At 67.6% G+C, this 11265-nt stretch carries 9 protein-coding genes; 7 read left to right on the top strand and 2 right to left on the bottom strand.

Going from position 1 to position 11265, the window contains the following annotated elements; translation table 11 throughout:
• Nucleotides 1-85 precede the first annotated feature (85 nt).
• The 7 genes from rseP to lpxB all read left to right on the top strand — a co-directional run bounded on the left by rseP (nucleotide 86) and on the right by lpxB (nucleotide 8270).
• Nucleotides 86-1228, top strand: coding sequence for an RIP metalloprotease RseP (rseP, locus tag N1F91_RS16275; protein ID WP_289993875.1), 1143 nt, complete (start codon nucleotides 86-88; stop codon nucleotides 1226-1228).
• 210 nt (nucleotides 1229-1438) lie between these two features.
• Nucleotides 1439-3808 carry an outer membrane protein assembly factor BamA gene (gene bamA / locus N1F91_RS16280; RefSeq protein WP_289993876.1) on the top strand — a complete coding sequence of 790 codons (2370 nt, stop codon included), beginning with the start codon at nucleotides 1439-1441 and terminating at the stop codon, nucleotides 3806-3808.
• A 64-nt stretch (nucleotides 3809-3872) separates the two neighbouring features.
• The gene (gene lpxD / locus N1F91_RS16285; protein ID WP_289993878.1) at nucleotides 3873-4934 is read left to right on the top strand and encodes a UDP-3-O-(3-hydroxymyristoyl)glucosamine N-acyltransferase; all 1062 of its coding nucleotides are present in this window, start codon (nucleotides 3873-3875) and stop codon (nucleotides 4932-4934) included.
• Nucleotides 4927-5394, top strand: a complete 468-nt coding sequence (gene fabZ / locus N1F91_RS16290; protein ID WP_289993879.1) for a 3-hydroxyacyl-ACP dehydratase FabZ — start codon at nucleotides 4927-4929, stop codon at nucleotides 5392-5394. The genes lpxD and fabZ overlap by 8 nt, the downstream gene beginning before the upstream one ends.
• Before the next feature lie 8 nt (nucleotides 5395-5402).
• The gene (gene lpxA / locus N1F91_RS16295; RefSeq protein WP_289993881.1) at nucleotides 5403-6233 is read left to right on the top strand and encodes an acyl-ACP--UDP-N-acetylglucosamine O-acyltransferase; all 831 of its coding nucleotides are present in this window, start codon (nucleotides 5403-5405) and stop codon (nucleotides 6231-6233) included.
• The gene (lpxI, locus tag N1F91_RS16300; protein ID WP_289993883.1) at nucleotides 6217-7098 is read left to right on the top strand and encodes a UDP-2,3-diacylglucosamine diphosphatase LpxI; all 882 of its coding nucleotides are present in this window, start codon (nucleotides 6217-6219) and stop codon (nucleotides 7096-7098) included. Before lpxA ends, lpxI begins: the two co-directional genes overlap by 17 nt.
• Nucleotides 7095-8270: a lipid-A-disaccharide synthase gene (lpxB, locus tag N1F91_RS16305; RefSeq protein ID WP_289993885.1), complete on the top strand. Its 1176-nt coding sequence runs from the start codon at nucleotides 7095-7097 to the stop codon at nucleotides 8268-8270. Before lpxI ends, lpxB begins: the two co-directional genes overlap by 4 nt.
• 54 nt (nucleotides 8271-8324) lie before the next feature.
• On the opposite strand, the gene gltA is transcribed toward lpxB, so the two are convergent.
• Both gltA and gltX read right to left on the bottom strand, forming a co-directional pair.
• Nucleotides 8325-9614, bottom strand: coding sequence for a citrate synthase (gene gltA, locus N1F91_RS16310; protein WP_289993886.1), 1290 nt, complete (start codon nucleotides 9612-9614; stop codon nucleotides 8325-8327).
• Nucleotides 9615-9820: 206 nt separating this feature from the next.
• Nucleotides 9821-11242 carry a glutamate--tRNA ligase gene (gene gltX, locus N1F91_RS16315; protein WP_289993888.1) on the bottom strand — a complete coding sequence of 474 codons (1422 nt, stop codon included), beginning with the start codon at nucleotides 11240-11242 and terminating at the stop codon, nucleotides 9821-9823.
• Nucleotides 11243-11265: the final 23 nt, after the last annotated feature.

Genomic DNA, 11265 nt, shown 5'->3' on the forward strand with positions numbered 1-11265 from the left:
CCCGGGCGGGCGGCGTCATCCTGTTGCCCGGATTGTCCATCCATCCTTTGGCCCCACGGGGCGAAACAAGAGGCGAGAATCGAGCTTGGGCGAGATCGCACTATCCATCTTCGGGACGGACGGACTGCTCATCGGCACCATCGTGCCCTTCCTGTTCGTGCTGACGATCGTCGTCTTCGTGCACGAGATGGGCCATTATCTCGTCGGCCGCATGTGCGGCATCGGCGCGCAGGCCTTCTCGATCGGCTTCGGCCCCGAGCTCTTCGGCTTCAACGACAGCCACGGCACGCGCTGGAAGCTGTCGCTGATCCCGCTCGGCGGCTACGTCAAGTTCGTCGGCGACATGAACGCCGCGAGCACGCCGCCCGACGCCGAGGAGATGGCGGGGCTGTCGGAGTCCGACCGCAGACGTGCCTTCCACGTCCAGCCGGTGTGGAAGCGCGCGGCGACGGTGGTGGCCGGCCCGCTCTTCAACTTCCTGCTGACGATCGCCGTCTTTGCGGTGATGTTCGGCCTCTATGGCCGCTTCGTCTCCGACCCGATGGTGGCCGAGGTGCGCCCCGGCAGCCCCGCCGAGGCGGCTGGCTTCCTGCCCGGCGACCGGTTCCTGATGGTCGACGGCAACCGCGTGGAGACCTTTTCCGACGTCCAGCGCTATGTGACCGGCCGCGCCGGCGATTCCCTCACCTTCGTGATGCTGCGCGACGAACGGGAAGTCGAACTGGTCGCCACCCCCGAACTCAGCGAGCAGACCGACGCGCTCGGCAACACGATCCGCGTCGGCGTCATCGGGGTGGTGAACAACCAGGAAGTCGGCCAGCCGCGAGTCGTCGAGTACGGCCCGCTGGAATCGCTGGGGCAGGCGGTCGTAGAGACGGGGGATGTGATCCTCCGGACCGGTCAATTCTTGAAACGTTTTGTCGCAGGCCGTGAAGACAGGTGCCAGCTGGGCGGCCCGGTAAAGATAGCCGACATGGCCGGAAAGGCGGCGGCGAAGGGCTTTGAATGGCTGATTCAGCTCGTCGCCATGCTTTCGGTCGGCATCGGCGTTCTCAACCTGCTGCCGGTGCCGCCGCTGGACGGCGGGCATCTTCTCTTCTATGCCATTGAGGCGGCAAGCGGCCGGCCGGTGTCCGAACGAGTCATGGACCTGGTCTACCGCGCCGGTGTGCTTCTGGTGCTTGCCTTCATGGGGTTCGTTTTCTGGAACGACCTGTTTGGGTGCTGAGCGGGCGATGGCGGTTGGGAGAGGATCTTCACGGTTGATTCACCATGCGACGGGAATTGCGTGACCCGAACGACACGCCGCCGGGATTAGTAAACACAAATTAACCAGGAGCCTTGCGTGTATAGGAAATACGGGTCATACGGTATGCGGTTTCGACCGGCCGTCCGGTATCTCGACGTGGGGACTACGAGAGCAAGGTATACAAGCCCGATGAAGGCAGGCAGACATTTCGTGAGCGCCGTTTCGGCACTCGCCCTTTCGACCGGCTTGGTCGCGTCCGGTGCGTTCACCCTCCAGTTCGCCGCGGTCGCTGCGGCGCAGGCGGCGGTGGTGAGCAGCATCGACGTGCGGGGCAATCGCAGGGTCGACGACGCGACCATCCGTGAATATGTCGGGATCCAGACCGGCCGGAGCTTCGGCCCGGCCGACATCGACGAGGGCGTGAAGCGCCTCTTCGGAACCGGACTGTTCGCCGACGTGCGCATCAACCAGGTCGGTTCGACCCTCGTGGTGCAGGTGGACGAATATGCCATCGTCAACCAGGTGATCTTCCAGGGCAACCGGAAGATCAAGGACGCCAACCTCTCGCAGGCCGTGCAGCTCAAGCCGCGCGGCACCTATTCGGACGCGGCGCTCGAGGCGGACGCGGAATCGATCCGCCAGGCCTACAGCGCCATCGGCCGCGACGACGCGACCGTGAGCAGCCGCACGATCGATCTCGGCGACAACCGCGTCAACGTGGTGTTCGAGATCAACGAAGGCGACCGGACCAAGATCGCGGCGATCAACTTCGTCGGCAACAGCGCCTTCAACGCGCGCCGCCTGAAGGAAGTCATCACGACGAAGTCGTCGAACGTGCTGTCCTTCCTGTTCCGTGACGACCTCTACAGCGAAGATCGCCTCCGTGCGGACGAGGAAGCGCTGCGCCGCTTCTACTACAATCGCGGCTATGCCGACTTCCGTGTCATCTCGTCCTATGCGGAGCTCGACGAGACCCGCAACGAGTACACCGTCTCCTTCACCATCGAGGAAGGCGATCGGTACACCTTCGGCAACGTCACCATCGAGAGCACGCTCGACGGCGTCGACATGGCTTCGGTCGGTTCGCTGATCGAGAGCGAGCAGGGCAAGGTGTACAGCGCCAAGGCCGTCGAAGACACGATCATCGCGCTGACCGAACGCGTCGTCGACATGGGCTACGCCTTCGCCACGGTGACGCCGCGCGGCGACCGCGACTTCGAGAACCGCACCATCTCGGTGACCTATTCGGTCGACCAGGGCGCCCGCACCTATGTCGAGCGCATCGAGATCCGCGGCAACTCCCGCACGCGTGACTATGTCATCCGTCGCGAGTTCGACATCAGCGAAGGCGACGCCTTCAACCAGGTCATGGTCCAGCGCGCCAAGCGCCGGCTCGAGGGCCTGAACTACTTCACCTCGGTGAACGTCTCGACCGTGCCGGGCTCGCAGCCCGACCAGGTCTACCTCGTCATCGACGTGGTGGAGAAGTCGACGGGCGAGTTCTCGATCGGTGCCGGCTACTCGACATCGGGCGACACCAGCGCGACGGGCGGCATCTCGGTCGAGGGTTCGATCAGCGAGCGCAACTTCCTCGGACGCGGCCAGTACATCAAGGTCTCGGCCGGCGGTGGTGCGAACTCGCGCGATTACGGCCTCTCCTTCACCGAGCCGTATTTCCTCGGCCGCCGCATCTCGGCCGGCTTCGACGTGTTCCGCCGCACGCGCAACTACACCAACTACGACTCGGAAGAGACGGGCGCGACCGTACGCCTCGGCCTGCCGATCACCCGCGCGCTGTCGACGCAGGTCGCCTACAACTACTCGGTCCAGGACTATTCCTATTCCGACGACTGCGACGATGACGATAACGACGTGCTCGGCGATTGCGACATCGGTCAGGCCTATGTCGACGCCATCGAGCAGGGCAAGTGGGTGAAGTCGTCGGTGAGCGGCACCTTGCTGTTCAACACCATCGACAACATGAACAACCCGCGTTCCGGCCTCTACGCCACCTTCACCGGCGAATATGCCGGCCTCGGCGGCGATGCCGAGTGGATCAAGCTCACCGGTCGGGCGACCTACTACCACACGCTGCTCGAAGAGCAGGACGTGGTGGCGCTCCTGTCGGTCGGCGGCGGCCACATCATCGAGACCGGTTCGTCGCTGCGTCTGTTCGACTACTTCCAGAACACCAGCCGGATCATCCGCGGCTTCGAATCGAGCGGCATCGGTCCGGTCGACTCGTCCAACCCCGAGGATCATCTGGGCGGCACGACCTACTTCAACGCCACGGCGGAAGCGCAGTTCCCGCTGCCGCTGGTGCCCGACAGCCTCGGCTTGAAGGGTGCGGTTTTCGCCGATGCGGCGACGATCTACGGCAACTCGCTGTCGCAGGTTGACGCGGGTTCGGACGCCATGAACTGGCGCGCTTCGGTCGGTGCATCGCTGCTGTGGGCATCGCCCTTCGGCCCGCTGCGCGTCGACTACGCCGTGCCGGTCCTGAAGGAAGAGACCGACGAGGTGCAGAGCTTCAACATCGGCATTTCGACCCGCTTCTGATCGGAAGCGGCTCGCCGGGCGGGTCATCCCCGCCCGGTTCGGGATTCAAGGATCCTTTCACACGATGGGTGATCCCGTTTTCTTTCCGCCGACGCGGCGTCTGACCGTCGGCGAGGCTGCCGCGATGGCCGGCGGCACGCTGCAGCATCCTTCCACCGCAGACACCGAGATCGACGGGCTGGCCGCGGCCGCGCAGGGCGGGGCGGGCAAGCTCGTCTTCGTCGACGGGCGCAAGCATGCGGCGCTGCTCGACCGCCTCGTGGCGGCGGCGGTGCTCTGCCAGGAGGATCTGGCCGATCGCGTTCCGGACGGCATCGCCGTGATCCTCGCGCGCCACCCGGCCGTGGCCTTCGCCCGCATCGGCCGCGCGCTCTATCCGGAAGCCGTCCGCGGCATCCGGCTCGCGGCAATCCCGCAGGCCATCTCCGACAGCGCCGTCGTATCGCCGCGCGCCATCGTCGAGGACGGCGCTTCGATCGGTGCGGGCGCCGTCATCGGCGACGGGGCCGAGATCGGCCGCGGCAGCGTGATCGCACCGAACGCGGTGATCGGCGCCGACTGCCGGATCGGCCGCGACTGCTATATCGGCCCCGGCGCTTCCATTCTCGCGTCGCTGATCGGCAACCGCGTCACCATCCACGGTGGTGCGCGGATCGGCCAGGACGGCTTCGGCTTCCATCCCGGGCCAGCGGGGCTGGAGAAGATTCCGCAGATCGGCCGCGTGATCATCCAGGACGACGTCGAGATCGGCGCCAACACCACCATCGATCGCGGTGCCCTCGACGACACGGTGGTGGGCGAGGGGACCAAGATCGACAATCTCGTCCAGATCGGTCACAACGTGCGCATCGGACGGCATTGCGCCATCGCCGCGCAGGCAGGCATCTCCGGCTCGGTGATCATCGGCGACGGCGTGCTTCTGGGCGGCAGGGCCGGGATTTCCGACCACGTCACCATCGGCAACGGCGCGCAGATCGCCGCCGGCAGCGGCCTGATGCACGACGTTCCGGCCGGCGAGAGATGGGCCGGCTTCCCGGCCAAGCTGGCAACGGAGTTCTTCCGCGAGGTCTACACCTTGAAGAAGCTCGCAAGCGACAGGAAACGAAAGGGGACCGCGAATGGCTGAGGGTGGATCGACACTGGAAGCCGTCGACATCATCGGGCTCCTGAAGCTCCTGCCGCATCGCTATCCGTTCCTGCTGGTCGATCGGCTGGTCGAGATCGACGGCAACGACTCGGCCGTCGGAATCAAGAACGTGTCGATGAACGAGCCGCACTTCCAGGGCCATTTTCCCGGCCATCCGGTGATGCCGGGCGTTCTGATCGTCGAGGCCATGGCGCAGACGGCGGGCGCCATCTGCATCCGCAAGAGCGGCATGGACACACCGAGCCTCGTCTATTTCATGGCGATCGACGGTGCCAAGTTCCGCAAGCCGGTCACCCCGGGCGACCAGCTGCGCATCCACGTCCGCAAGGAGAAGGAGCGCGGCGGCATCTTCCGCTATGCCTGCGAGGCGACCGTTGACGGCGTCAAGGTCGCCGAAGCCCAGCTGACGGCGATGATGACGCCGAAGCAGGCCGGCTGACCGCCTCGATGAGCGAAACCTTCATCCATCCGGCGGCCGTCGTCGAAGCGGGCGCGCAGCTCGGCCAGGGCGTGCGCGTCGGCCCGTTCTGCCATGTCGGTGCCGACGCCGTGCTGGGCGACGGCGTGGAACTCGTCAGCCATGTCAGCGTCATCGGCGCGACGTCGATCGGCGAGGGCACCAGGGTCTATCCGCATGCCGTGCTCGGCGGACCGCCGCAGGACATGAAGCACAAGGGCGGCCGCACGACGCTGACGGTCGGCCGCAACTGCACCATCCGCGAATACGTCACGATGCACACCGGCACCGACAGCGGCCGCGGCGCGACCGTGGTCGGCGACAACGGCTTCTATCTCGTGGCCGCGCATGTGGCGCATGACTGCATCGTCGGCAACAACGTCACGCTGACCAACCAGGCTACCCTCGGTGGACATTGCGAGGTGGGCGACTACGTCATCATCGGCGGCCTGACCGCCGTGCACCAGAACGTCCGCATCGGTCGTCGCGCTTTCCTCGGCGGCTGCTCGGCGGTGGTGGGCGACGTCATTCCCTTCGCGATGGCGGTGGGCAACCGGGCGCGGCTGCAGGGCTTCAACCTCGTCGGCATGCGCCGCGCCGGCATGGCCCGCGCGCAGGTGCTGTCGATGCGCGAGGCCTACCGCCGCATCTTCGATCCCGCCCGTCCGGTGGCGCAGAACCTCGAGAGGGTGGCCATCGACTTCGCGGAGGCACCCGAGGTGATGGAGATCGTCGAGTTCATGACCAAGCGCGGCAAGCGGCACATGTGCGTGCCGCCCTATGCCGATGCCGGAGACGCCGGCGATGGCAGCGACGGCTGACCGGACCCTCTCGCTCGACCTCTCTCCCTCCGATCGCGTCGCGGTGATCGCCGGCGGGGGCGAACTCCCGCGCGAACTGGTGCGTGGTCTCACCGAGGCCGGCCATCCGCCCTTCGTCATCATCGTCGGCGGCGAGGACCGGACAGGCCTGACCGACGGCGACCATACCGTTCTGGAACTCGAGGAATATGGCCGGCTGCTGCCGGTGCTGCGCGCCGCCCGCGCCACCCATGTGGTGATGGCCGGCAGCGTGTCGCGACGGCCCCGGCTGCGCGCCATCCGGTTCAGCGTCGGCCTGCTGAAGCTGCTGCCCGGCATCGTCTGGGGGCTCGGGCGCGGCGACGACGCCTTGTTGAGGGTCGTCGTCCGCCACATCGAGGCCAGCGGCATCCGGGTGCTCGGCTCGCACCAGATCCTGCCCGACCTCCTGGCGGGCAAGGGCCCTCTCACGCGGGCACGGCCAGCCGCCGCCATGGACGCGGGCATCGCGGCAGGCTTCGCGGCCGCCCGCGCCATCGGCGCGCTCGACATCGGCCAGGCCGCTGTTGCCGTGGGGCGACGGGTGGTGGCGCTGGAGGGCGTGGAAGGCACGGCCGCGATGCTGGCGCGCGTGCGCGACCTGCGCGCTTCCGGCCGGATCACGATGACGGGCGGCGTGCTGGTGAAATGCGCCAAGCCGGGGCAGGAACTGCGCGCCGATCTCCCGACCATCGGGCCGGACACCGTGGCCGAGGTGCATGATGCGGGCCTCTCGGGGATCGCGGTCGAGGCGGGCCGCGCCATCGTGCTGCGACAGGCAGACGTGATCGAGAGCGCCGACCGGCTTGGCCTCTTCGTGGTCGGCATCGACGGGACGACGCCATGAGCGACCGGCCGCTGCGCATCGCCATCGTGGCCGGGGAGGAGTCCGGCGACCTGCTGGGTGCCGATCTCGTTACCGCGCTGCAGGCAGCGACCGGCCGCAAGGTCGAACTGATCGGCGTCGGCGGTCCGCATCTCCAGGCGCTCGGCCTGAAGACGCTGTTCGACCCGGGCGAGATCTCGCTGATGGGCATCGCCGCCGTGGTGACGCGGCTGCCGCAGCTCTACCGCCGGATCGGCCAGGCGGCGGCCGCGGTGGCGGCGGCGAAGCCGGATTGCCTGATCACCGTCGACGTGCCCGATTTCAGCCTGCGCGTGGCCAAGAAGGTGCGCGCCGCCGCCCCCGACGTGCCGGTCGTGCACTATGTCTGCCCGAGCGTCTGGGCCTGGCGGCCGGAGCGAGCGCCGCGCATGGCCGCCTTCGTCGACCACGTGCTGTGCCTGCTGCCGTTCGAGGTGGGCGAACTGGCGCGGCTGAAGGGGCCGGCGGCCACCTATGTCGGCCACCGCCTCGCACACGAGCCGCGCCTTGCGGCGGCTGCCGAGCGCCAGCGGGCAAAGGCGCCGCGCGACCCGGCAACGCCGGCGACGCTGCTCGTCCTGCCCGGCTCGCGCCGCGGCGAGGTTTCGCGCCTGCTCGAGCCGTTCCGCGAGACGATCGACATCCTGGCCGCGCGCGGCACAGCGCTGCGGGTTCTCCTGCCGACCGTGCCGCATGTCGAGGGCATGGTGCGGGCCGAAACTGCCGGCTGGACGGTCACGCCCGAGATCCTGACGTCGGTGGACGAGAAGTACCGGGCCTTCGGCGAGGCAGATGCGGCCCTCGCCGCGTCGGGCACGGTGACGCTGGAACTGGCGCTCGGGCGCGTGCCGACGCTGGCCTGCTACAAGGCCGACCGCCTCATGCGCGCGGCCTATTCGATGATCGGCATCTGGACGGCGTCGCTGCCGAACCTCGTCGCCGACAGCCCGGTGGTGCCGGAATTCTACGACCATTTCGTGCGGCCGGGCATGCTGGCGCGCCATCTCGAGCTTCTGCTGGCCGACACGCCGGCGCGGGCCGCCCAGATCGCCGGCTTCGACAGGATCGCCGCCGCGATGGCGACGGACCGGCCCTCGGGCACGATTGCCGCCGAAGCGGTGCTGTCCACGATGAACCGCCGCCCAAACGGCTGACGGCGCCCAAGGGCGCCGCCGGGTCGTTCAGGACGGGAGATCGATCGTTGCGCGTCAGCGCTTGGCGATCGGCATGTAATCGCGCGCCGGCGCGCCGGTGTAGAGCTGGCGCGGACGGCCGATCTTCTGGTGCGGATCCTCGATCATCTCCTTCCACTGCGCTACCCAGCCGACGGTGCGGGCAACCGCGAACAGCACGGTGAACATGGTGGTGGGGAAGCCCAGCGCCTTCAGCGTGATGCCGGAATAGAAGTCGATGTTCGGATAGAGCTTCTTCTCGATGAAGTACGCGTCGGTCAGCGCGATCTTCTCCAGCTCCATCGCCACGTCGAGCAGCGGATCGTCCTTGATGCCGAGCTCGCCCAGCACCTCGTGGGTCGTCTTCTGCATGATCTTGGCGCGCGGATCGTAGTTCTTGTAGACGCGGTGGCCGAAGCCCATCAGGCGGAAGGGATCGTTCTTGTCCTTGGCGCGGGCGATGAATTCGGGGATGCGATCGACCGAGCCGATCTCCGACAGCATGTTGAGCGCCGCTTCGTTGGCGCCGCCATGCGCGGGGCCCCAGAGGCAGGCAATGCCGGCGGCGATGCAGGCGAAGGGGTTGGCGCCCGACGAGCCGGCGAGACGCACGGTCGAGGTCGAGGCGTTCTGCTCGTGGTCGGCATGCAGGATGAAGATGCGGTCCATGGCACGCGCCAGCACCGGGTTCACCTTGTACTCCTCGCAGGGCACCGCGAAGCACATGTTGAGGAAGTTGGCCGCATAGTCGAGATCGTTCTTCGGGTAAACGAAGGGCTGGCCGATGTGGTACTTGTAGGCCATCGCCGCGATCGTCGGCGTCTTGGCGATCAGCCGCATCGAGGCGACCATGCGCTGGTATGGGTCGGAGATGTCGGTCGAGTCGTGGTAGAAGGCCGACAGCGCGCCGACCACGCCGCACATGACCGCCATCGGATGCGCGTCGCGGCGGAAGCCGGTGAAGAAGCGCGACATCTGCTCGTGCACCATGGTGTGGCGCGTCACGCGGTAGTCGAAGTCTTCCTTCTGGGACTTGGTCGGCAGCTCGCCGTAGAGCAGCAGGTAGCAGACCTCGAGGAAGTCGCCATGCTCGGCCAGCTGCTCGATCGGATAGCCGCGATGCAGGAGCACGCCCTCGTCGCCGTCGATGAAGGTGATCTCGGATTCGCAACTCGCGGTGGAGGTGAAGCCCGGATCGTAGGTGAAGGCGCCGGTCTGGGCGTAGAGCTTGCCGATGTCGATGACGTCGGGACCGACGGAGCCCTTTCGGACGGCCAGATCGATCGCCTTGCCGCCAAAATCGAGTTTTGCGGTTGAATCGGACATCGCGGGCTCCTTTGTCGGAATTTCAGCGTGGGGAGGAGGCTCGACGACGGGAAATCGCGAGCAAGAACGGCGTTCTAGCTATCCTATTTCCCCCCCGATGCCAAGTTGTCACGGCCGGAATGTTGCGTTGCACCACCCTCGGAAGGGCCGCGAAACCGGCATCTCCCGGTTGGATCGATTTAGGCCGCCCCGCAAGGGCGGAAGCCTCACAGCAGGTCGTCGATGCGGCCGAGGCTTTCGTCGCGGCCGAGCACGGCGAGCACGTCGAAGACGCCGGGCGAGGTGGCCCGTCCAGTGAGGGCCGCGCGCAGCGGCTGTGCCACGGCGCCGAGCTTCAGGCCCGTTGCGGCGACGTGGGCGCGAATGGCTGCTTCGGTCGACGCCGCGGTCCAGTCGCCTTCGATGGCGCCGAGAGCGGCCCGGGCGCCGGCGAGGATGGCGCGCGGCGGCTCGCCCACCAGTTGCGTGGCCTTCTCGTCGAGCGTCAGCGGGCGGGTTGCGAAGAGGTAGCCAGCGCTGTCGGCGAGTTCGACCAGCGTCTTGGCGCGCTCCTTGAGGCCGGGCATGGCGGCGAGCAGCATGGCGCGGCGCTTCTCGTCCAGCGCGTCCAGGAGCGCATTGCCGCCTTCCAGATAGGGCAGGGTGTCGACGAGGATGTCGAGCAGCTCGGCATCGGGAGTGTTGCGGATGTGGACGCCGTTCAGCGCCTCGAGCTTCTGGAAATCGAAGCGGGCCGCGCCCTTGTTCACGTCCTCGATCTCGAACCAGGACACCATGTCGGCGGTCGACATGACCTCGTCGTCGCCATGGCTCCAGCCGAGCCGGGCGAGATAGTTGCGCAGCGCCGCCGGCAGGTAGCCCATGGCGCGATAGGCCTCGACGCCGAGCGCGCCGTGGCGCTTCGACAGCTTGGCGCCGTCGGCGCCGTGGATCAGCGGGATGTGCGCCATCACCGGCACGTCCCAGCCCATCGCCTTGTAGATGACGGTCTGACGCGCGGCGTTGGTGAGGTGGTCGTCGCCGCGGATGATGTGGGTGACGCCCATGTCGTGATCGTCGACGACCACGGCATGCATGTAGGTCGGCGTGCCGTCGGAACGCAGGATGATGAAATCGTCGAGATCCTTGTTGGGGAAGCGGACCTCGCCCTGGACCCTGTCGTGCACCACGGTCTCGCCCTCGCGCGGCGCTTTGATGCGGATCACCGGCCGCACGCCGACGGGCGCCTGCGACGCGTCGCGGTCGCGCCAGCTGCCGTCGTAGCGCGGCGGCCGGCCTTCCGCGCGCGCCTTCTCGCGCATGGCGTCGAGTTCCTCCGCGGTCTCGTAGGCGTAATAGGCTTCGCCCATGCGGACGAGTTCCTCGGCAACCTCGCGGTGTCGCTCGGCGCGCGAGGCCTGGGAGATCGGCTCGCCGTCCCAGTGCAGCCCGAGCCAGGCCAGACCGTCGAGGATCGCCACGGTCGCCGCCTCGGTCGACCGCTCGCGGTCGGTGTCTTCGATGCGCAGCAGCATCGTGCCGCCGGTGTGCTTCGCGTAGAGCCAGTTGAACAGCGCGGTGCGCGCGCCGCCGATGTGCAGGTAGCCGGTGGGCGAGGGCGCGAAGCGCGTGACGATGGGTGCGGGCATGACGGTTCCAGGGGACGGGCGCG

It is taken from the genome of Aquibium sp. ELW1220, assembly GCF_030398385.1.
Lineage (GTDB): Bacteria > Pseudomonadota > Alphaproteobacteria > Rhizobiales > Rhizobiaceae > Aquibium.